Raw genomic sequence first — 21044 nt, forward strand, 5'->3', positions numbered from 1 at the left:
TGTGAACGTGCCCCTCGATTCGCTCGAGAGGTTTGTCTTGGCTTGTTTGCCATTCCGTGGCTTGCATCTTCCGGTGGTGACGACGCCAATCGAGTCTTAGACTTGGGCAAGCGGACCTGGTATTTGAATGTCAACCATGGTTCTATTTGAGGCTCGTGGCCTATCGCTATTTCTGGTTATCCGAGGAGGCATAGCGTGCATTAGTGACTCGGTGCCGAAGCACACAAGGCCGAACTCATTGACTGATACTCACCTCGAACCGAGCGTCTCGAGAACCCGACCGACCACCACCTAAGAGAATGGCCGGAGATGGAAAGGCCTCCTTATCAGAGACGCTCAAGCTTCTTGCCGATGCAATTGTGTGGCGTCGAAATCCACTCCTTTCTTCCAAATCGTTAGAGTGATGCTGGCAATCTTGCGTGCCAGGGTGAGACGCGCCATCGTCGGTCGCATTCCTTTTTCAAGAAGAGCAACATAGAAATCGTACAGGGGGCCAGGGTGAGTGCTAGCGGAGATCGCAGCCCCTTTGAAGAGATTCTTCACATCGGGATTATGGTTGTTACTCAGGCCACGCACGGTCATGCGCTCCCGGTTTCGTTGCAGTTTCCCTCGGACGTAGCGATACTCGCCGCTGTCGTGGGTCTCCAGCGCGAAACCACTGTAAGCCCACAGCTGGCGCTTGCTACGGAAACGGTGGGGCGTCTGCAGCTGCGCAACCAGCAAGGCTGCACGAATCGGACCGATCGAAGGAATCTGGCGAAGCAATTTCACGGCATGATGCTTGCGGCTCTCGGTCAGCAAGTCGCGTCGCGCTTGCTGACGCACTGGTTGCAGCAGATCCAGTTGCTGATAGAGCCGTTCGGCCCGGAGACGAACTCCGGGTTCCGGGATCTTGTCTAACCATTCTGTGCGATGCCGCGGTGCATAGACGCTGGTACCGCTACAGGGAATGGCCCAGCTTCGGTAGAGGGCTTTGATCCGATTCATGACTCGTGTGAGATCCTTCGTAATGGTTAGGTAGCTGCGACCTAATTCTTTTATGGTGCGCATCCCGTGCTCGCCATGGTAAACCGACGTGAGCTGGTTGCCACGCAGCAGCTCCGCCAGCTTTCGCGCATCGATTCGGTCACTCTTGCTGCCGTCTTTCAACAGGGCGTTCTTGCGCGGATCGCAGACCACGAGATGGGTGACGTGAGGTTTCAGCAGGTCATGTAACCAGGCCGCAGAGACTCCTTCTTCGAAGGTCACCGATAAACTTCCGTGTAGCCCTTGGAGGAACTCAAGGATCGTGGCCGCTTTCGTCTCCAGAATACTTTCCATGATCAACTTCCCCGGGAATCTGTGACTGCAGCCGAGATCGTTGCTTGGTGGACGTCCATGCCGATATATTTCTCTTGGCTCATAACGCCGCTCCTTTCGGTAGGTGGTGATACGAATAACCACAACCTACAGCAAAGTGGGCGCCTTTTATATTGCGTGCATTGGCGATTTGTACTAAACCCGCTCCGCGGGTAGCAGGAAGCGTGGTAGATTTTTGGCAGGACAAGTTGCATGTTGCGCACCGCAATCACGACCCTTCCGCCCAAGTCGGCCAGAAATTGCTGCAGTGCAATGAATCCCCTTAAAGCAATTGTCCTGCCAAAACCTTACCGGGCTTAGCACAAATCGCCGTATCCACAATTCTCCGCACCGGCAGTCCTGCTCTCCGCCAACCTCTGCCTGCGGAGCACTGTCGATACGGCACTAGAGATTTATCAACAGTTGACCGCTGTAAGACACTGACGCCCTACGCTGAAACATCACTTCCACGGCAGCGCGCGCGCTCGTCTTCATTATGTTCCGTTCGAGTCGCAGTGGTTGATCTTATGCCCCATTCAACCAACCGCCGGTAAAGCCTGCTCGCTTCAAACCACGCACCAGATTGGGCACTTTGCGGGTGGCGTTCCACATGATCCCCGTTTTGTAATTCGCGATCATGCCTAGAATCGGCCCCTGATTGTCGCTGAGATAATCATTGTCAACCCAGCCTAAGCGCCCATCAACGCTGCCTGACCTAAGGCTGACATGGGTATCACGGAAGCTAGGGTTGAACGAATCGAAAAAGCCGTACTTGCCGTAAAGCCGCCCACCTTGGAAATTGCGTAAGGCCCAGGCCGCAGGGATGCAAATCTCGGGTGCAAAGGGAATCGAGGCTACCGCGGCGGTGGGGGCAAGGGTGCCATGGTCTTCCTCGTCGGGCATGCCCTTCGGCCCATAGGCCGCATAGCCATAAAACTGCGTCGGCTTGCCTTTGAAATTTATGACTAGATCACCTGGTCCATCGCAGGCGCTGAGGCCCCAGATGTCCTTGGAATAACTATCCCAACCCATGGGGTTGGCAATGGCATAGTTGCGCTGCGCATAGGTGGCGCGGCGGGAATTCTCGAAATAGTCAAACCCGGCCGCGCGCGTGGTCGCATCATAGATGCCGCGATAGTCAACCCACACGGCCACGTATTGATGCGCAAAGTGCGGCGCAAAGGAGAGGTAGCGGTTCGCACCTTCTCCGCGCCAATATTTTGGGAAGGGCGCAGTCCATGCCTCGAAGGCGCCCTCCTTAGCTGGGTGAGACCGTGAGCCCAGCGCGAGGAGATAGAGCGCCATGCCCTCGTTATAGCCATCCCAATTTCGCTGAATAAAGCCGCTCTCCGGGTGCCAGCCCATCGAGATGGCTTTGCCGCCCGTGCTATTGGCCTGCATCCAATCCCATTCGGTGCGATCCAGCAGACGCTGCGCGAGTGCACGGATCTCCTTTTCCTTCTCATCCTCCTGGTCGAACCAGCCTTGCGCAAATGCCATGCCCATTTGCAGCCAGCAGGTATCAATTGTTGAAAGTTCCCAATTTGGCAGCCGTAGTCCGGTCTCCATATCGATAAGGTGGTAATAGAAGCCACGATAGCCCGCGGTGCCAGACCGTTGTTCGCCCTGCGGTAATTGCTCAAAGAACTGCAGCGTCCGCAGCGTGATGTCTCGTGCCTGATTGCGTGTGATCCAACCGCGCTCAACTCCAATTGGCCAGGCAGTTAGAGCGAAGCCTGTCCCCGTGATGCTGCAAGCGGCCGGCGTCGACCAACAATCTGCCATCAGGCCGTTGCTATGGTTCACACGCTCCCAGTAAAAGTAAAAAGTGCGATGCTCAATATCGCTGAGTAACTGGGAATCCGAAACGCGCGCCGTAGTGGCCTTCGCCCATATCGGACCAGAGACAATTCCGGCGGCAGCAGCGCTGAGGAAACTGCGGCGGGTCAGTGTCGGAGGCTCGCTGGGCATGGTCCAGTCAGTATAACGAGAGGAGACCAGAACCGGGGGTATGGTTGGCGCTATCAGGCCGAGTCTCTCATTGACGGTGTTCTGAGCGTTTGCTCTCAATGCTGTTGATTGAGCTCTAATCGGAAGCTGCCCTGCTTTCCTCGATTGCTGACGGCTGCGCCGCCAGCAATGCCTGACGAGCAAGCTCTCTGAAAGTTTCTCTTAACTCCGCAGGCTTGTGGATCACGATGTGCCGTCCCATGCTGAGCAGCATGGCGCCGAAAAGCTGCAGACGATCACGCCCGCAGCGCAGGCGCGTACCATCCTGATCCTTCTCGGTGGTCACTCTCCAAGGTGCAAATGTGCGTTCGGCTTCCTCGATGGACATGTCGATCCAGACGTCGATCTGGTAGTCCGACTGGATGAAAGGCATGCGCTGATTCAGGTAGCTTCGCGGGTCGAATTTGGCGGGACGCTTGAAGGTTGCGTGACGGACCTCGAGGTCCATCACGCGATCGAGACGGAAGGTGCGGAGAGCCTTGCGCGAGAGGCAGTAGCCGATCAGATACCATCGCCCATCGGTGTGCAAAACCGCATAAGGCTTAATTTCGCGGCGCGAACGGGCGTCGGTATGAGATCGATAGGAAAAGCGTATGCGGCGGCAGGCGCGTATCGCCGAGGCCGCCTGGATGAGGGATTCGGCGGAGGTAGAAACGACCCAGGGGCCGGGTTCGACGGCGACCACATCTTCAACGGTCAGGATACTTTCGCGCAGCGCGTCGGGCAGGACGCGCCCCAGCTTAGCCAAGGCGCCTTCGGTGGCAGGTGCAAATGCGGAGAGGCCAAGCTGACGCAGAGCGCGAAGCCCCAGTGAGAGCGCGAATGCTTCCTCGTCTGTGAACAGCAGCGGCGGAAGGCGAAAGCCAGGCCGCAGGCGGTACGACCCTCCGACGCCGCGGGAGGATTCAATGGGAATGCTGAGATCCCTGAGGCGAACGACGTAGCGCTGAATCGTGCGAAGGTCCACTTCCAGGCGTTCGGCCAGTTCTGTTCCGGTCACATGGTCGCGAGCTTGCAGAATCTCGAGGACGGTGAGAACGCGCATGATTGGGTCGTACATAGAAATCTGATTATTCACCAAAATTACGACAGAAGTTGTCGGGAATCCTGCTTAGTCTTGATCACAGCCCAAATGGGGCGCGAGGAGAACGAACGTGGCTACTGAGACGACACAAGTGAACGTGCTGAGGGCAGAGGATGTTTTGAAAAACTGGCAGGGGCACAGGAGGGTGACGCGGAGGACAATTGAAGCCTTCCCGGAAGATAAGCTGTTTCAGTTTTCCGTGGGCGGAATGCGGCCCTTCTCGGAGATGGCGTGGGAGTTCATCCGCATGGCTGTGCCGATCGTGGAGGGCGTCACCACTGGCAAGTGGGAGGAGTACAAGGGGTCAAAGCCGGAGACCAAAAGTGAGCTTCTGCGGCTATGGGACGTGCAGACCGCAGCCTTGGACGAGAAGTTCTGGAAGATTCCACCTCACCGGTTTAGCGAGGTGGACAAAGCTTTTGGCCTATGGGAGATGCCGGGGCAGGCGACGATCCAGTATGCGATCGACAATGAGATCCACCATCGCGGCCAGGGGTACGTGTATCTGCGGGCGCTGGGAATTGCACCACCTCATTTCTGGGAACGCGACTGATCTCGTCCTTCAGCCAAAAGCGCGTTTGCAGAACTGTCTGGAAACGCGCATTGGCGATTTGTCGTCAATTGAGAAAGGCCCGCGATGGATGATTTGGCCGGTTATACGCCCACTTCGTCGATGGCCTTCCATATATCTGCTCTAACGATCAGGTCGCACCCACTATTGCGATCGGTAGTCTGACTCGATCGCTTTGCCAATGGCCGAACGTGGCATTCGAAGCCCGAACCGGATAATCCTTTCGCAGAGTGTATGTTCTGATGACGCCCGAATACCAGGGGGCCTCCAATACGGCCTTCCAGCGCGCGAGCGACGACCTCGACACGAAGACGGACGTTCGACGAATACAGCTTTCGCCAGCAGTTCGCCGAGTCTTGGAGCCGCCACGGTAGCGGACATGGATTCACCTTCAACCCGGAGCGTTCGCTGAACCCGAACTATCCTTTAGTCGCGCTTCCAACGCAATTTGAATTAACCCTTAACAACTTAAAGTGTTGTATCATTATTCGCCATCGGACTCAACGTCATGAAAAGACGCGCTTTTCTTATCAGTGGTTTTGGAGCCCTCCTCGCCAACTCCGCCTTTGGCCAGCAATCGGTTGCTCGCTATCTTGGTGAACTCATTCTCAAACCCCTTGATGGTGATCGCTTGATGGAAGTTCAGCAGCCGTTCGGATACAGTGACGAAGCGGGGAAGATGTGGGCAGTGCCTACCAAAGCTCTGGTCGATGGGGCTTCAATTCCTAGAGTCTTCTGGTCTATTTTAGGCGGTCCATGGGACGGCAGATACCGTGACGCGTCCGTGGTCCATGACTGGTTTTGCGCGGTACGCATCATGCCGTGGCAAGCGACCCATCGAATGTTTTACGAAGCAATGCTCACGTCAGGTACTGACTCCACTCTAGCGAAAACGATGTTCCTCGCCGTTCGCTATTGCGGCCCTAGCTGGGATAGTCTCACCCTCCAGAATTCTAGAATTCTGACTCACGATGGTACTCAGAGATTAGATCCCCCTAATGCGCGTCTTAGTACCAACGGTTTCGCTTCCGACTCCGAAGCGCGCGACGCTAGAACTCAGCTTGTCGAGAAGTTCGAGAATTTGGCCGGTGAAGTAAAGCGCCGCAATCTATCGGCTTCCGAAATTGAGCAATTGATTGACCAGCACGGCAGGCAGGAGAGTACAGCAGCCATGTTGCCCTACTAAAAAATGGATGGAGCGAGCATGCTTGGACGGATAACCACCATCGCGCTGACGGCAACCCTTCTTTGCTGCACATGGCGGGCTGAGGCTCAAGAGTTTGACCCACGGCCAATTCTTTCGACTCTAATTTCAGCATTCCAGCAGTGTGGACCTCCCCAGGCCTATCAACTGCTTTCTCCCTATTTGTTTAGCTTGGTGTTCCTGCAAACCGGCGGTCAGGGGTGTTACGCCCCTATAGCTGCGGCTGGCACGGTCACTAGGATGGAAGTCATTGACCACGCGCAGTTTCCTGCCGGTCCTCTCTATATCGTGAGGGTGACGCATGTGACCGGTAAGGTCGATTGGTTTATCGGATTTGACAAATTTTCCTCGAAAGTAATCTATTTGACCTTCCAATCTGTCACCACCGGACCAAGTCCATCAGTCGCAGCGGGTGCCGATCAATCTGCCAATCTGGGTTTGGTGAAGCCGCCGCCAAAGCCCGTAAAACCCATCGATGAGCCTGATGACAGTAAGTCCGCGTCTTGTAAAAAGTTCCCGCAGATGTGTCCATGATTGATCGGGTCAATCGACGTGTAGTATTGGGCGGCCTTCTTGCTATTATTCCGGCCTGCGCCTGTCGCGCCTTTTCCCAGTCTGCGGGATACACCGGTTGCTGGGTAGGGCCTTCACGCGGCAAAGCATCCGATTACTCCAACTCCGGTTTAAGTGACATCACAGGAGAAGCCTTGGTTTTCAAATCTGGCGTCGACGGTCTTGAAGCTGCGCTAATCCAGACCTTAGACACGCTCTCGAGCATGTTTGGAGTGCTCCCTGGCTTCGCATACTTCCGCGAAAAAGTGAACCCAACGCCAAAGCAACGAGCTTTGACCTATTGACGGGAAGGCCAGACGGAACAGTCTTGCTAGGACTGAAACTGCTCAAGGAGCTTCTCGCTCTGCCAGAACACCCCGATGCAGCGGTTGTCGCCGTCTGCGCACACGAATTCGCACATATAGTTTCATACAGTAACGGGTATATTTCCCAACTGACACCAACCCCTCAGTCATCTCCATTCCGAGCCGAGCAGTTCGCCGACTATATGGCCGGATACTTCGCCGGCAGGAGAAAGTTGGATCGACCCGACTTCCCTGCTGCGGTATTCGCCACGACAACAGGCATGTATGGTGGCTACACGCATGGAAACGCCAAACAACGTGGCGACGCTGTTCAAGAGGGATTTCTTTGCGCCTACAGGCGGAAGCTGGAACCTCAGGCAGCGATTAAGCGGGCTCTTCAATTTGCACTATCGGAATAAGTCCCAACCGTACCACAGTAACCATTCGTCAAAGTACAAATAAAAAAGCCCCGCCACAAGGACGAGGCTTTCTCACTAACGCGGCGATCTTTACGAAGCGGCGCTCGCGCCGGTCGCTGCCGAGGCGGCGAGCAAGGCACTATCCGTTGATCCCATCGCTGTCCTGCGGTCTGAATTGGGTCTCGATTGGTGACAACAGACCTTAGCGCAAATCGACTAGGTTGGTTGAGAAGAGACAGCCAAACCGATCATTCACGGGCTCTTCAAGGTTCTGCTTACATCCCAGATATCGCTCGGTTGTCAGAACGGAAACATGTCCAAGGAGGAACTGGATCTGTTCCAACTCGCCACCATTAACATGGCAGAGTTTTGCGCACGTCCTGCGCAGACCATGCGGAGCAACATGATCCAGTGACATCCGCTCTGCACACCTTCGAACGACGTACCAAATGACGTTCTCCGAGATCCCTTACCCCATGGCGTACCGTGACGGCTGATGGCCCGGAAAACTCGGCCTGCGGTGACCTTGGCCGCTGCCATCCAGCGGTCGACTGCGCCCTTGACCCAAAACGGCATCGGCACAGTCCTAATGTGGCCGCCCTTGCCAACGAGGTCCACGATCGCCCAATGTCCTTGCCTGATCTGTAGGTCATCGGCCTCGAGAGCCGATAGCTCGGCACGCCGCAATCCGCAGCCCAGAAGAACAGAGATCATCGCAAGATCACGAAGGCTGCGGAGGTCCTCTCCATCGGCTTTCTCCAAGAGTAGCTGAGCTTGATCGCGGGTCAACCAGTTTCCAGCACGTGATCCCAACTGCTTCACACCCTTGACCCGGCGGATACCGGCGGCGAGTTCCAGGCTAAGCAGGCCGGAATCTGCGGCCTCGTAGGCCAGTCCCCTCACCGCAGCAAGCCGCTGATTGATGGTGCCAGCGGCTAGTCCGAGCGATTCCAGGTAAAGGCGAAATCGCAGAACCACGGCCCGATTCAAGGCAAGTCGTGGCTCGGAGCAATACCAGGTGATGAATTGCTCCATCGCGAACTTGTAGTTTCGTCTCGAACGAGGCGAACTCAGGCTGTTGAGGACAGCGGACTTCGTGTGATCCAGATCCGGGAGCCGCAGAACGATCCGGCGACAAGGTGGCTTCCTGTTCTCTTTGTGCATACAAGCGGCCTCCACACCGCTGGAATGCACAAGTTAGAACGTTCCTCCACCGAGAGTATTGGGGTTGAATGTACGCAGGCGATTTATCGCTCAACGAGATTCGGGCGCACTACTAACTTTCGGATTGCCGACAGTCCTACTGAAATAGAAGTGCTCGCATTCGGTACGCAAGCAACGAAGCTAACCCCGTCCCGAACAAGATAAGCGACTCGGGTTCGGGAGTCGTTTCGAGCGCTCCGCCGCCAGATGACGTGAACGTGCCGTCGAGTTGATTCGAAAGCTCAATACCGTTCAGCGTTCCGTGATACAGAAGCAGCGCACCCGTGCCGCCAGTCACCGTTAGCAGCTGTGTGAAAGGCACGATCGGGAAGGAGGAAAAATCACCCTGGACGTGAAGAGTGCCGAACAGGGTGTCTTCGTCCGTGAACGTCATCTTGAACGTTCCGTCGCCGGATCCTGTGGCCAGATCGGGGAAGATCATGTCGCTCCAGATAACGCTCCCCAGGGGAGAAAGTGAACCTGTCGCATTGCCCAAAAGCGGTGGATTCATTGGGTCTCCGCCGCCAGACCCGCTGAGGGAGTACGTCACATTGATGGTGCTGGCCTGCATGGTTGGTACTGCACAGAAGTTCAGGGCTAAGGCACAGGCCGCAGCTAATAGAGAAATTCTTGAATTCACGTTGCACTTCCTCTCTGTATTCCGGTTTCGAACGCATCAGAACCCGTGCGGCGATAAAGGTCAAAGAAACTAGTTGCAAAGCCTTTGTTAACAGCTAAGCTGATATCCCTCAGGAGGATAGGGGAGCCGTGAACCGGCATTACGCGGTGATAGACTCAACTCCTAATCAGTACTCTATGGTTTGCGGTGGCAGAGTGTGCAGACAGAGCCCGGAATTGTCTATCAATTCGGCCCGTTTGAAGTAATCCCCGCCTCGGGAGAGCTCCTGAAAAACGGCCGACTCATCCGGCTGCAGGAGCTGCCCTGTCGACTTCTCGTCGCGCTTCTTGAAAACCCCGGCGAAGTAATCAGTCGTGAGGAACTTCGCGGCCGCCTGTGGCCTAACGGTACGTTCGTTGATTTTGACAGCAGCCTGCGGGTGGCAGTTGGCAAGCTGAGGGAGGCGTTGGACGATAACGCCGAAGATCCCCGCTACGTTGAGACAGTTCCGAAGCGAGGCTATCGGTTCCTCGTTTCTGAAGTGCGCCGGATAGGACCGACTCCTGAAGGCGCGGAGCCACTCAGCGATCCGGAGCCGTTGCAAACACCCTTGACCCAGGTCGCCGCTACCCATGGCCGCACCTCTTTAGCGAAGTACAGCATTGCCGCGGTCACCGTGATCATCCTCATAGCAGGTGGCATCTTCTTCTGGTATCAGCGCCCGCATGCTACCCCGCTTACCGACAAGGATGTTCTGGTCTTAGCGGACTTCACCAACACCACCGGCGATCCGGTCTTCGACGGCACGTTGCGGCAGGCGCTGGCCATCCAGCTTGAACAGTCTCCTTCCTGAAGATCATGGACGACGAGCAGGTGCAGCAGACGATGCGGTTGATGAGCTTGTCGCCCAGAACGCACATCACCAATCAGATCGCGCAAGACATCTGCGTGCGGGACGCAGCCGCGGCTACCATCGACGGGTCCATCGCCAGTTTGGGTAAGAGCTACGTGGTAACACTCCAGGCGATCACGTGCCCGGGCGGCGCGACGCTCGCTCGGGAGCAGATTCAGGCGGACGACAAAGAGCATGTGTTGAAGGCACTGGGAAGCGCGGCAACGGCCATGCGCGGCAGGCTCGGAGAGTCGCGAAGCTCGATCCAGAAGTTTGATACTCCTTTGGAACAGGCGACGACACCCTCGCTTGAGGCGCTGAAGGCTTATACCTCCGGCATTCAAACCACTGGTACAAGAGGGCCGGGCGAGGCGATTCCGTTCTTCAAGCGGGCCATAGAACTCGACCCGAACTTCGCATCGGCTTACGCATACCTCGGCATCCTGGCAACTAGTTCGCTTGAACCCAGCCTCTCGGTTGGCTACCGTACCAAGGCATATGAACTTCGCGACCGGACTAGCGTGGCAGAGAGGTATTGGGTTACCGCCGCCTACGAAAAAGGCGTCACCGGAGATGTCCCAAAGGCCATCGAAGCCTGCGATCTTTGGATTCAGGCTTATCCGCGCTCGTACTTCCCCACGTCTATCTCGGGGGAGCCGTGTTGCCAATCGTTGGACAGTATGAGAGAGCCGCCGAAGAATCCACCGAGGGAATTCGTCTAAGCCCTGACTATCCCTTCCCATACGCCTACCGTATTCTCGCGTATACCGCTCTCAATCGCTTCGATGAGGCGAAGGCCACCTACGCGCGGGCTGTTGAACGCAAATTACAGAGCCCTTATCTCTCTCTCGGTATGTATAACGTTGCCTTCGCTCAGAACGATACTGCGGGGATGGCCCAACAGGTTGCAAAGATGGAGGCCCTGCCCAGGTGGGGTCACACCATGTTGTTTCTGGAGGGCGATACCGCCGCTTATTATGGGCACTTTAAAGATGCCCGGGAGTTTTCCCGTCGCTCTATGGATAGCGCACGGCGGACGGGAGAGAAGGATGCGACTGCAATCTACTCAGGTCTCTCTGGACTGAGAGAAGTATCGTTCGGCAACCCTCAGGAAGCCCGCCGACAAGCCATTTTGGCGTTGAAGCTCTCCTCCAGTCGCGATGTGCTGAATTATGCTGCGCTCGCACTGGCATATTCCGGGGATGACGCGCAGGCAAAAGCGTTGGCAGACGATCTGAACAAGAGTTTTCCAAAAGACACGCTTGTGCAGTTCAATTACCTGCCAAGCATCCGCGGAAAGCTGGCGCTCAATAAAGGAAATGCTTCTGATGCGATTAAATATCTGGAGGCCGCCGTACCGTATGAGCTTGGGGTGTCCAGGGCCAATGATTTCGTCGGAACCCTGATGTTTCCAGTTTTTCTCCGTGGCGAAGCGTATCTAGCTTCACGTCAGGGTGGCAAAGCCGCCGCCGAATTCCAGAAGATCCTCGACCATCGCGGCCTCGTCCTGAACCGACCCATCGGTGCGCTTGCCCACCTTGGCCTCGGTCGCGCCTATGCGTTGCAGGGTGACACCGTCAAGGCCAGAGCAGCCTATCAGGATTTCCTCACGCTATGGAAGGACGCCGACCCTGATATCCCTGTCCTGCAAAAGGCGAAAGCGGAGTATGCGAGGTTGCAGTAGCGAAGAATATTCCGCCATTAGACGTTGGACTTTATCGCTTACAGGCCTGAAAAGATCGCATAATCCATAACAACAACTTCGATTCTCACTGATCTCAATGGGTGACAACAGGGCAATGTGCTCATTGAACGGGTTCCGTCAGGGAGTGCTGGATAGGTCCTCATAAACGTGCTTTTCTTTACGTCCGCAGCGTTATCTCCACAGTCGCGGCCTAGCCAAGTGCTTTGATTTAGTTCTTACCCCAAATCCACGTCGATAAGCGCGGAGCCCTCACGAAGTAATCGCTTCGCCGACGTGAACCCGCGCGCCTTCCTCTGAAACGTCTTCGACAGACGCCAGAAGCACCCTGGTGCAGTTTCGTCCAGCCCGCTTCGCGTTGTAGAGAGCCATGTCCGCCCGCGCAAGCGTCGACACCGCGGTCTCGCACGGCCTGGCAAAGGTGAGCCCGATGCTCAGCGTAATCGGAAGCGCGAATCTCGAAACCGCAAGCCCACTCACCGCATGTCCTATCCGTTCCGCAATTCGCAGCGCGTCTTCGTAGGAAGTCTGCGAAAACACCAACAGGAACTCGTCGCCTCCGTAGCGTCCGAAAAAATCATACGAGCGAAGCCGCGAGGAGATGACCTCAACAACCTGCTTCAGCGCAGCATCTCCTGCAGCATGGCCCGCCGTGTCGTTAATCTGTTTGAAGTGGTCGATGTCGATCAGCGCCACAGCAAGCTCATAACCGTTTCGCTCCGCACGAACCAGCTCGAGTGCAAGCCGTTGATCAATTCCTCGCCTGTTCAACGCACCCGAGACGTGGTCATACAAGGACTGCGCCTCAACAATTGCTACCAGTTCACTGCTCAGCATCAGCAGAAAGAACAACCCGATAATGCAGATAAACAGAAGGTTCACCACCAGTGACGGTGTCTGAAATCGGCTGGTCTGCATGAAATCGTACGGAGGGCCATGCAGAAAAGTCGCGATCGCCCGGACCGCACCAAATAACGCGTAGGCTGCCATCAGCGCCGCGAAGACATTCAGGATCGACCGCTGTCTCGCTTGGCGGAACAACTCCACCGCAATCAGCCCGCGCGAAACCAAGAGCACGAACGACACGATGACGATCCGTGTGGCAACCCGGTCCTCCACCGCGCTGAAGTACGTCAGCAGAAAAAGGGCGACAACGCAAATGACCGAAAGGAAGCGAGTGGTCCGTGGACTACGAAAGAAAAGCAGTATCCCGCGATAGAACAGCAGAAATGCCGAGAAGATCAGGAAATGCTCAACAACAACAGCGACAGAATTCGGCACGCCGCCTCGTAGAACAATCAGGATGCAGCCCAGAAAGCCCGAAAAAATCCCAACGCGAACGACCCGGTGCCAGGCAAATGACGATACATCCGCCTCATTCCCAGAAAGGCGATCGAGTAAACCATCGTTAGCAGAATCTGACACGCGAAGAGCGTTCTGTTATCCATCCACGAGAGCCACATAATCTTGTGCAAAGTGCAATAACGCGGTGCAGCAGGTTAAACGGACACGAGTTGAGGTTTGCGACGCGTCCGAAAATCCCGCGCTCAAATCACTACGAAAGAGGCTGGTTCAGCTGGTTGTAGCTGCTTATATTGATCGGCAATCCGCAAGAAACCGAGAGGAGGAAAGAACAATTAGAACAACGGAGATCGACGAGAACGCATCGCGGCCAAAACAATCTCGCACCCGAGACCCGGCATTCGCCGAGACCAGGAACCTCAAAATAATGAAAGATGGTGCGCTTTAGGCGAAAATTTAAGAACTTGGATGCTGCATAACTGTTCCATACGATTGGGTACAACTCCAGTCATGAAGCTCGAAGTTGCCGAGAAGCCCGGCGGTCTCAACCGGTCGGTGCAACACCATCTGATATGAATTCATTTTCTAAGGAACCTCTGCGTAGGCGTCTGACTTTCTGGGGTCAGGAGTGGGCATGGAAGATGCGCGGGTTTTGGTTGGTTTGATGCTGTTGGAGGGCTAATTGGAACGCGCATCCGCCCGTTTTCCGGGGCTTCCAGGCGCACTACTGCCCAAGGACTGCCAGACGTTTGCGGTGCAGGTACAGGTTCACCAGCGCGAAGTTCGCGCACAGGCGGTGATGGTTCTTCGCGATGCCTCTGTATCTCACTTTGTCGAAGCCGAAGATGCGCTTCAGGATCCGGAACGGATGTTCTACCTTGGCCCGCACCCTCGACTTACTCCGGTTCTTCTTTTTCTGTAACTCGTCGACATAGTTTTTGAACTTCGTCCGCTTGCAGGTCATGTCCTGTGCCTTCGGAGCGGCCTCTTGGATGGCGTCGGTCTGGCCCTGATAGCCGCCGTCGCCCCACACCTTACGCTCTTGGCCGTGCAGCAGTTCCGGTAACATGTGGCAGTCCGCCACGCTGGCTGCGCTCGTCGCCACAGAGTGGACGATGCCCTCCCTCGCGTCCACGCCGATATGCGCCTTCAGGCCGAAGTACCACTGGTTGCCCTTCCTGGTCTGGTGCATCGCCGGGTCGCGCTCGCCACTCGCGTTCTGGGTCGACGAAGGCGCATGCAGGATGGTCGCATCGACAATCGTGCCCGTCGCGATCCGGATGCCCCTGGCATCCAGATGCACGTTCACCGCATCCAGCATCAACCCGCCCAGCTCGTGCCTCTCCAGCAGATGACGGAACCGCAGGATGGTCGTCTCATCCGGCGCAGGCGCAATCCCAAGGTCCACGCCAACGAACCGCCGCAGCGCCGCAGACTCGTACAACGCCTCTTCCACCCCAGGGTCCGACAGATTGAACCACTGCTGCACAAAGTAAGTCCGCAGCATGATCGCCAACCCTACCGGCTGCCCTCCCTTGCCCGCCTTCGCATAGTGCGGTCGTACCAGGGCTTCCAGCGCAGACCATGGAACCACCTGCTCCATCTCGTCCAGAAACAACTCCCGCCGACTCTTCCGCCCGTACTTCTCAAACACACCCTGACTCGACAGACTCTGCTGCTTCATCGCAATCTCCTCGCAGCTATCAGATTAATCAATCAGGCAAGCGATGCAGAACTTGTGCAGACTCTCCCTAAAGGTGGTGTTTATGGCACAAGGAAAACGGAACAGGCTTTCCACTGAGCAGAGGACGGAGATGTGGCGCCGTTGGAAGTCGGGCGAGTCGTTGCATGAGATTGGGCGTGCCTTCGGTAAGGGGCATGGTTCTATTCGGTTCCTGTTGACGCAGCGCGGCGGGATCGTTCCTGCTGCTCGTCGGCGCTCACCGCGAACGTTGACGCTGGCCGAGCGGGAAGACATCTCACGTGGAATTGCATCCGGTTCGTCGATTCGGGAGATAGCCAGCGGGTTGCAACGGCCTGTGTCGACAGTGAGCCGGGAGGTGGTGCGTCATGGCGGGCGGCCACTCTATCGAGCCAGTGAAGCCGATCGTCAGGCCTGGGAGTCGGCTCTGCGACCCAAGGTGTGTCTTCTTGCGAACCATGAGACATTGCGGACGATCGTGGCCAGTAAACTGATCCTGGACTGGTCGCCGGAACAGATTTCGAAATGGCTGAAGGTCCACTATTCCAGCAACGAGAGCATGCGTGTGTCCCACGAAACCATCTACCGCAGCTTATTCATCCAGGCCCGCGGAGTGCTGAAAAAAGAGCTGGTTGAGCACCTCAGGTCCAAGCGGCTTATACGTCGCTCACGGCACTCGCGGGCTGCGGGACAGTATCGAGGTCAGATCGTCGATGCCATCTCTATTAGCGAAAGACCTGCCGAGGTTGAAGACCGCGCTATTCCCGGTCATTGGGAGGGCGATCTGCTCGCAGGCAGCAAAAACAGTCATATCGCAACCCTGGTGGAACGGCATTCGCGTTTCACCATGCTGGTCAAAGTGCCCAGCAAAGACACCGCGACGGTCGTCGCCGCGCTGAGCAAGCATGTGCTTAAACTCCCCGCGACCCTGCGGCGCTCCTTGACCTGGGACCGGGGGCACGAGATGGCAAAACACAAGAGCTTCACGGTAGACACCAATGTAAAGGTCTACTTCTGTGATCCGCAGAGCCCTTGGCAGCGCGGCACCAATGAAAATACCAACGGCCTACTAAGACAGTACTTCCCCAAGAAGACCGACTTGTCCGTCCACTCTCAAGCCGATCTCAACAAGGTAGCTCTGCGCCTCAATCAACGCCCGCGACAAACTTTGGGCTTTGAAACTCCGGCGAGTAAACTGCAAGCCAGGGTTGCATCGACCGGTTGAGCCCGCCCCGTTTTGCGGGAAGTGGGGAGAGGCGTCTGATTGTCGATGAGTGACTCGGCGATTTGTCATCAACCGCAATCGCGAAGCAACTTTTGTTGGTCGCCTTCAGAAACTCACTTCTGCTTTGAGATCTACCTGAAAACAGAAATGAGCGCTGCTCCTAATAACGTTTGTACGGCAGAAATTTGCCAGACATGCCAATTTTGACACGGTCACCTTTGGGGTTCGATTCACGTTCGATCTGCATCTCGAAGTCGATGGCGCTCATTATGCCATCGCCAAACTCCTCCTCGATGAGTGCTTTCCAAGTTGTTCCGTAGGTCTGGACCAGCTCGTAGAACCGATAGATGAGAGGGTCTGTGGGAGGTACTGTAGTCAGCGAACCGCGATTTGGCGATTCAGTCAGGAGCTTAGTCTCTGCGCTGCTCAGACCGAGCAGGTTCGCGGCGTTCTCTGCTTCCGATTTCGTGAGTGTCGTCTGTCCAAGGAGGGCGGCTGTGTAAAGAATTGGGGAGCCAGAACCGATACCCTCTGCGATCTTCTTCCAACTCAAGCCACGGCTGCGCTTTTCGTTCTGAATCTTGATCGTAAGTTCTTCTCTCGTCATTAATCGTTCTCCTGTGTGTGTCTACGCGGGACAAGCGAAGGGCGGAGCTTTTGCCCCGTCCTTCCTGTTTCGAGGCCTTACTTATTGACAGTGTAGGAGTGCGCACCGGCTCCCGCCAGCTTCCCACCGTCGACGATCAGATATTCGTCGCGGATGGGACGGCCTTCGAACCAGCACTCCAGGATCTCGCGCGTACCTGTCGCATAGCGGGATTGCGCGGAGAGCGAGGTGCTTGAGATGTGTGGCGGCATTCCGTGATGAGGCATCGTTCGCCACGGGTGGCCCTTAGACGCAGGCTGCGGGGACCAGACGTCGCCTGCATATCCGGCAAGCTGTCCGCTCTCAAGCGCACGAACGACAGCATCCGGATTGCAGATCTTGCCACGCGCCGTGTTCACGAGGTACGCGCCACGCTTCATCTTGGCGATCAGTTCGTCATTGAAGAGATCGAGTGTGCCTGGGTGAAGCGGAGCGTTGATGGTGACGACATCACAGACCTTGACCATGTCTTCTACGCTCGGATGGAAGATAAGGCCAAGCTCTTTCTCAATACTCTCGGGAAGACGGTGCTGGTCAAAGTAGTGGAGCTTCACGTCGAACGGCTTAGGGCGCTTGAGCACTGCAAGTCCGATGCGGCCAGCCGCGACGGTAATCTGTCCATCGGAGGACGGGTATGTCAGCCGACAAACACCGCCCCCGCCCTCGTTGGGATGTATTCCTTTCCTTTTGACGAAGGAGAGCTAGCGAGGAGCTCCACATAGATTAACCTGCCAGCGAAGTAAGCTCCCGTGAAAAGAATGGGTCAGCGTGCGGTATAACCGTCGTTAGCGCTCATGCGATTTCTCCTTTGTGCGGAACTTAGCACAAGGCTGCATGTCATTATTCAGACCCGTGCCGACGCGGCTACTCCGGGATCGATTCTAGAGATCTGAGGATGGCGTCGCGGCGGAGTAGGAGCCTGGCATGGTCGTCTTCAAAGAAGATCATTTCTTTATTCGCGACGCCCGTTCCCACGTTTGCGTATTCGCTAAGCAGCTTCAACCCTTGTTTCGAGTTGAAGTCGATTGCGACTTTGACTTGTTCCAATTCTTTGACGAGTGATTCTCTGGTAGTCATGCCCTACACTTTGCAATCAGGCCCGCGGCACGGCCAATCCCTCGAAAGTCACAGATCAGTTTCGTGTGGACTAAACGCGCTCAAACTTTATGTGACCGTTCGTATTTCATCTATGCCGTTGGGGTCTGCCTTAATTTCTTCTTCGACCGCTATGACTTTTCCCGACCCCTCTGCAGGGGGATGCAAGGCAAACGTGTCGCCGATCTATGCAGATTTAGTTTTCAACTGCCAGGCTGCCCGAGAGGGGTGTGTACCGCTCTCTCACTAACGCTAACGCCTTGGCCTTTCTCGCTTCCGGCCGTCTGCTTATAAAGTCTTCGAAATCCCCGGCGTTCAACGGCCTGGCCAACAGAAACCCCTTCACCTCATCGCAGTGGAGCTTCTTCAACTTGCTCAGCTGCGACCCCGTCTCCACCCCCTCGGCCACGACAACCATCTGCAGCGAGTGCGCGAGTTCAATAATCGCCGACACGATCGCCAAGCCTTCCTCACCATTACTGTCCAGCCCCTCGGTAAAGAAGCGGTCGATCTTAAGCTGCTTCACGCGAAACTGCTGCAAATATGCCATGCTCGAGTAACCTGTGCCAAAGTCGTCAATCGCGATGTCGAACCCAGCATCCTGGAACCGGTGAATCATCTCCGTCGCCAGTTCTTCGTCTCGCATGGCCACCGTCTCGGTGATCTCGAACATGATCCTCTCCGGCTCGACTCCACCAGCCTCGACCATTGCGCGCACGCGTTCCACACAATTTGGCTGTCGCAGCTGTTCGGGCGAAAGATTGATGGCAACCTTCACCCTCGGCAATCCGGCGGCCTCCCATCGCCTTATCTGTCTGCACACCTCGGCAATCACCCAATCGCCAATCTGCACGACCCGCCCCGTCCGCTCGGCAACAGGAATGAACTCCATCGGCGGAATATCTCCCATCTCAGGGTGTCTCCAACGGATCAACGCCTCAGCTCCTACCAGCTCCTGCTGCAGCCCTCCAAGCTTCGGTTGAAAGGCCAGAGAGAGTTGGTTCTTCTCCAGAGCCTCTCCCAGTCCGCGATAGATCTGCAAGGTTCGGGCTGACGCCTCGCTCATCGCGGAATCGAAAAAACGGTAGGTGTTCCGCCCATTCTGCTTCGCGTCATACATCGCCATGTCGGCGCTCTTCAGCAACGCCTCTACCGAATCTCCATCCCGCGGATACGTCGCGATCCCAATCGAGGCCGTCACCCGCAGCGGAGTACCGTCGATACGAAAGTCACCCTGCATGCGCTCAAGCAGTCCCCTGGCAACCGGCTCTACCTCCTGCGGCAGACCCAGCCCCTCCAGCAAGATCACAAACTCATCCCCGCCCAGCCTCGCCACCGTATCCTCCCGGCGAACACACTTAATCAGCTGCCCGGAAAATGCCTTGAGCAGCTTGTCACCGGCCGAGTGTCCCAGCGAATCGTTAATCGTCTTGAAACCATCCAGGTCCATGAACATCACAGTAAAGGGCAGCCCGCTGCGCTTCGACCGGCTAACCGCCTGCTCGGCCCGCTCGATCAGTATTCATTTCTTCGCTGCTTTGTTGTTTCTGTGTCGAGACGTAACCGATGGTGTTCTTCATGGCCATCTCTACGCCCCGGTAGTTCGCCTTGACCGATGCCTGATTCTCTAGGCTGAACTTGCTTCCACTCTCATCGTTGGCTGTGCTGCGCGTATCGATATGGAAACGCATCGCAGCGCGCTAGCGTCTGCCTCTGCCTTGTCTTCCGGTGCGGTGTCGGCATCGGCACCGCCTTGGATCTCGAACGAACCAGGGAAGGTGTCGATTAACCAGTGCCTGGCCTGATCTTCGCCGAGGTTTGTCTCGGAGAAGCCGTCGAGCGAAGCTGCGACGTTCTTGATGAGATCGACGTAAGAGGCCATCTGCTGGCGGTTGGAGTCCACCATCGCGCGGAAGACACCGTTGATGAGGTCGGTGACGAAGCGAGGAAAGGAGACTGCATTCAGGATAGCCTGGGTTGTTCCCGCGACCTTCGAGGCCGAAACACCGCTGATCGCATTAAGGTGAACACCATTAATCCCGACGCAGAAGAAAAGCTTGCGAGTCAGGATCGTCAGGCTAGATTACAGGGAGCTCGGGCTGCAGACACCGCTCGCAACAGCGGACTTGAGGGAGTGCGCCCCGAAGGCGTGCTCGACGTGCGAGTCCTTGAGGATGTCGGTTGCCAATCTCTCGGACCAAGCCGAAGAAGCCCGCTTGGTGCAAGGAGCCCGCCTGCAGATGGCGCGCGGACGGCAACAACTGCTGGCTTCGATGGTCATGCTCGGTATCAATCGGATTGTGATCACTGATGGCGTCATTAATGCCAAGGTGATCTTCGACATGCGGGCATCCGATACGGCAGCGCGTCATGCGACAGCCTCGATGTCGGATACCCAATCGACCTCGCTTACCAACAAGATGCACGTGGACACCGGCGGATGGATGTCACCGGTCAACGCTTCCATGGACAACGAGTTCAAGCAAGACCACGTAGCTACAGTGCAATCCGCGGTCGACGATCAATCCGAGTCGAAGGCCCAGGTCAAAGCGAATCTGACCGGCGAGGTCCGGGTGAACTTTAAGAGTGATTACTTCCCCATGGACAAGATGGCCAGCCCACAGATGATCGCTGCCATTCAGGGCAACTCGAAACCGCCGGAGAAAGCGATCAGCGGCGCATAGGGGAAAGGAGGTCGTGTGCCATCGCCACTCCAGCAATGCGCGGAACAGGTCCACAGCGTTAGTTCCCTCGATTACCTGGATCATGGGTTATCGCTGGCCGAACGGCTGGCAGAGCACGCCTCCGCGCGAACGCTGGCGCTCGCTTTGTATCCGCCTGGCAGTCTAACCTTACCACCGGCATCCAACACCGACGACCAAGCACATCTTCGTACGCTCGCTGCCCTGTATTTCTCCTCGCAACTGGAGCAAGCATCCCTGCTGCCTGCGGTGGAACTGCTTGCCGGCATTGGCGTCGGAGGCGGTCTCTCTGTCGACCTTGGACCATCCTCTTTCAAGTTGATGGATTTCTGGCGGCACCGCAAGGAACGATTCTCTCCTGACGAACGGCGAAGTATGTACGAACGGCTCTTCAACGTCGATTTCGAGAACCTCACGCGAACAGCTGGACGCACCACCTCTAGAGTCTGGTGGTCGGGCTGAGCCTTCGTAGT

At 56.3% G+C, this 21044-nt stretch carries 23 protein-coding genes and 1 pseudogene; 11 read left to right on the forward strand and 13 right to left on the reverse strand.

What is annotated here, in order from left to right; all coding sequences use genetic code 11:
• Positions 1-336 precede the first annotated feature (336 nt).
• From RBB80_RS26005 to RBB80_RS26015, 3 genes are all read right to left on the reverse strand, one after another.
• Positions 337-1320, reverse strand: coding sequence for a transposase (locus RBB80_RS26005; protein WP_433964555.1), 984 nt, complete (start codon positions 1318-1320; stop codon positions 337-339).
• A 543-nt stretch (positions 1321-1863) separates the two neighbouring features.
• The gene (locus RBB80_RS26010) at positions 1864-3309 is read right to left on the reverse strand and encodes a glucoamylase family protein (RefSeq protein WP_433965174.1); all 1446 of its coding nucleotides are present in this window, start codon (positions 3307-3309) and stop codon (positions 1864-1866) included.
• 115 nt (positions 3310-3424) lie between these two features.
• Positions 3425-4393: a helix-turn-helix transcriptional regulator gene (locus RBB80_RS26015; RefSeq protein WP_433965175.1), complete on the reverse strand. Its 969-nt coding sequence runs from the start codon at positions 4391-4393 to the stop codon at positions 3425-3427.
• 109 nt (positions 4394-4502) lie between these two features.
• On the opposite strand from RBB80_RS26015, the gene RBB80_RS26020 reads away from it, so the two are divergent.
• The 5 genes from RBB80_RS26020 to RBB80_RS26040 all read left to right on the forward strand — a co-directional run bounded on the left by RBB80_RS26020 (position 4503) and on the right by RBB80_RS26040 (position 7483).
• The gene (locus RBB80_RS26020; RefSeq protein WP_433965176.1) at positions 4503-4985 is read left to right on the forward strand and encodes a DinB family protein; all 483 of its coding nucleotides are present in this window, start codon (positions 4503-4505) and stop codon (positions 4983-4985) included.
• Positions 4986-5511: 526 nt separating this feature from the next.
• Complete coding sequence (locus tag RBB80_RS26025; RefSeq protein WP_433965177.1) at positions 5512-6189, forward strand: DUF1353 domain-containing protein; 678 nt, start codon at positions 5512-5514, stop codon at positions 6187-6189.
• A gap of 18 nt (positions 6190-6207) precedes the next feature.
• Entirely contained in the window at positions 6208-6741 is a 534-nt protein-coding gene (locus RBB80_RS26030) for a hypothetical protein (protein ID WP_433965178.1), read from the forward strand.
• The gene (locus RBB80_RS26035; RefSeq protein ID WP_433965179.1) at positions 6738-7064 is read left to right on the forward strand and encodes a hypothetical protein; all 327 of its coding nucleotides are present in this window, start codon (positions 6738-6740) and stop codon (positions 7062-7064) included. Before RBB80_RS26030 ends, RBB80_RS26035 begins: the two co-directional genes overlap by 4 nt.
• Positions 7065-7087: 23 nt before the next feature.
• A complete protein-coding gene (locus RBB80_RS26040) occupies positions 7088-7483 on the forward strand; it encodes a hypothetical protein (RefSeq protein ID WP_433965180.1) in 396 nt (131 codons plus the stop codon).
• Between the two features lie 202 nt (positions 7484-7685).
• Here the strand turns inward: RBB80_RS26040 and RBB80_RS26045 are convergent, their stop codons facing one another.
• From RBB80_RS26045 to RBB80_RS26055, 3 genes and pseudogenes are all read right to left on the reverse strand, one after another.
• On the reverse strand, positions 7686-7901 hold the full coding sequence (locus RBB80_RS26045; protein ID WP_433965181.1) for a hypothetical protein: 216 nt from the start codon (positions 7899-7901) through the stop codon (positions 7686-7688).
• Between the two features lie 170 nt (positions 7902-8071).
• Positions 8072-8647, reverse strand: a pseudogene (locus tag RBB80_RS26050) (tyrosine-type recombinase/integrase); the annotation flags it as partial.
• A 136-nt stretch (positions 8648-8783) separates the two neighbouring features.
• Entirely contained in the window at positions 8784-9326 is a 543-nt protein-coding gene (locus RBB80_RS26055) for a PEP-CTERM sorting domain-containing protein (RefSeq protein WP_433965182.1), read from the reverse strand.
• 196 nt (positions 9327-9522) lie between these two features.
• Between RBB80_RS26055 and RBB80_RS26060 the strand changes: the two genes are divergently transcribed.
• Genes RBB80_RS26060 through RBB80_RS26070 form a run of 3 tightly spaced genes read left to right on the forward strand, consistent with a single transcriptional unit; the run spans position 9523 to position 11881 of the window.
• Positions 9523-10158 carry a winged helix-turn-helix domain-containing protein gene (locus RBB80_RS26060; protein ID WP_433965183.1) on the forward strand — a complete coding sequence of 212 codons (636 nt, stop codon included), beginning with the start codon at positions 9523-9525 and terminating at the stop codon, positions 10156-10158.
• Between the two features lie 5 nt (positions 10159-10163).
• Positions 10164-10919, forward strand: a complete 756-nt coding sequence (locus tag RBB80_RS26065) for a tetratricopeptide repeat protein (protein WP_433965184.1) — start codon at positions 10164-10166, stop codon at positions 10917-10919.
• On the forward strand, positions 10859-11881 hold the full coding sequence (locus tag RBB80_RS26070; RefSeq protein WP_433965185.1) for a tetratricopeptide repeat protein: 1023 nt from the start codon (positions 10859-10861) through the stop codon (positions 11879-11881). The genes RBB80_RS26065 and RBB80_RS26070 overlap by 61 nt, the downstream gene beginning before the upstream one ends.
• 270 nt (positions 11882-12151) lie before the next feature.
• Here the strand turns inward: RBB80_RS26070 and RBB80_RS26075 are convergent, their stop codons facing one another.
• Positions 12152-13180, reverse strand: coding sequence for a diguanylate cyclase (locus RBB80_RS26075; RefSeq protein WP_433965186.1), 1029 nt, complete (start codon positions 13178-13180; stop codon positions 12152-12154).
• A gap of 745 nt (positions 13181-13925) precedes the next feature.
• Positions 13926-14885: an IS5 family transposase gene (locus tag RBB80_RS26080; RefSeq protein ID WP_433963888.1), complete on the reverse strand. Its 960-nt coding sequence runs from the start codon at positions 14883-14885 to the stop codon at positions 13926-13928.
• A gap of 82 nt (positions 14886-14967) precedes the next feature.
• Here RBB80_RS26080 and RBB80_RS26085 point away from each other — a divergent pair, with 82 nt between their 5' ends.
• Positions 14968-16128: an IS30 family transposase gene (locus RBB80_RS26085; RefSeq protein ID WP_433965187.1), complete on the forward strand. Its 1161-nt coding sequence runs from the start codon at positions 14968-14970 to the stop codon at positions 16126-16128.
• 160 nt (positions 16129-16288) lie between these two features.
• Here the strand turns inward: RBB80_RS26085 and cynS are convergent, their stop codons facing one another.
• From cynS to RBB80_RS26110, 5 genes are all read right to left on the reverse strand, one after another.
• Positions 16289-16735, reverse strand: a complete 447-nt coding sequence (cynS, locus tag RBB80_RS26090) for a cyanase (RefSeq protein ID WP_433965188.1) — start codon at positions 16733-16735, stop codon at positions 16289-16291.
• A 77-nt stretch (positions 16736-16812) separates the two neighbouring features.
• The gene (locus RBB80_RS26095; RefSeq protein WP_433969873.1) at positions 16813-17451 is read right to left on the reverse strand and encodes an NAD(P)-dependent oxidoreductase; all 639 of its coding nucleotides are present in this window, start codon (positions 17449-17451) and stop codon (positions 16813-16815) included.
• A gap of 187 nt (positions 17452-17638) precedes the next feature.
• The gene (locus tag RBB80_RS26100) at positions 17639-17851 is read right to left on the reverse strand and encodes a hypothetical protein (RefSeq protein ID WP_433965189.1); all 213 of its coding nucleotides are present in this window, start codon (positions 17849-17851) and stop codon (positions 17639-17641) included.
• A 214-nt stretch (positions 17852-18065) separates the two neighbouring features.
• Positions 18066-19391 carry a putative bifunctional diguanylate cyclase/phosphodiesterase gene (locus RBB80_RS26105; protein WP_433969875.1) on the reverse strand — a complete coding sequence of 442 codons (1326 nt, stop codon included), beginning with the start codon at positions 19389-19391 and terminating at the stop codon, positions 18066-18068.
• Positions 19392-19496: 105 nt separating this feature from the next.
• Positions 19497-19775, reverse strand: a complete 279-nt coding sequence (locus RBB80_RS26110) for a hypothetical protein (RefSeq protein WP_433965190.1) — start codon at positions 19773-19775, stop codon at positions 19497-19499.
• Positions 19776-20109: 334 nt separating this feature from the next.
• On the opposite strand from RBB80_RS26110, the gene RBB80_RS26115 reads away from it, so the two are divergent.
• Both RBB80_RS26115 and RBB80_RS26120 read left to right on the forward strand, forming a co-directional pair.
• Positions 20110-20553: a hypothetical protein gene (locus RBB80_RS26115; protein ID WP_433965191.1), complete on the forward strand. Its 444-nt coding sequence runs from the start codon at positions 20110-20112 to the stop codon at positions 20551-20553.
• A gap of 15 nt (positions 20554-20568) precedes the next feature.
• Positions 20569-21033 (forward strand): hypothetical protein, encoded by a 465-nt coding sequence (locus RBB80_RS26120; RefSeq protein ID WP_433965192.1) that lies wholly within the window; start codon positions 20569-20571, stop codon positions 21031-21033.
• Positions 21034-21044: the final 11 nt, after the last annotated feature.

Source organism: Tunturiibacter gelidiferens (assembly GCF_051013345.1).
GTDB classification, from domain to species: domain Bacteria; phylum Acidobacteriota; class Terriglobia; order Terriglobales; family Acidobacteriaceae; genus Edaphobacter; species Edaphobacter gelidiferens_A.